This window comes from Hymenobacter crusticola, from assembly GCF_002154225.1.
In the GTDB taxonomy this organism is placed as follows: domain Bacteria; phylum Bacteroidota; class Bacteroidia; order Cytophagales; family Hymenobacteraceae; genus Hymenobacter; species Hymenobacter crusticola.
Window position 1 is genome coordinate 1 of the sequence record NZ_MTSE01000152.1, and the last position, 332, is coordinate 332.

Consider the following 332-nt stretch of genomic DNA (forward strand, 5'->3'; position numbering starts at 1 on the left):
TGGCTGCGGTAGGTCAGGATAACGTCGATGCCGTGCTGGGCTAGTTTCAGGGCCATGTCTTTGCCTAGGCCGCGGCTGCCGCCGGTGACGAGGGCAATTTTATTGGTGCTCATATGGAGTGTAATTGTCGCATTAATTGAACACGACAAAGGTCCTCTACCCAGCTCCCAACACTGTTGTACCCGCCAATCGGCTTCTTGTATAAATCAAACCACCTCGGCTTCCAACGTGCGAAACACGCCGGGACTCACGGCGGCGTAGCGGCGGAAGAAGTGCGAGAAGTGCGCCACATCCACGAAGCCTAGGCTGTCGGCAATTTCCCACAGCGTCCA

The 332-nt window shown here is 56.3% G+C and carries 1 protein-coding gene; it reads right to left on the reverse strand.

Going from position 1 to position 332, the window contains the following annotated elements; translation table 11 throughout:
• On the reverse strand, nt 1-113 hold a 113-nt coding region (locus BXP70_RS29800), incomplete at its 3' end, for an SDR family NAD(P)-dependent oxidoreductase (protein WP_143436805.1).
• Nucleotides 114-332 lie beyond the last annotated feature (219 nt).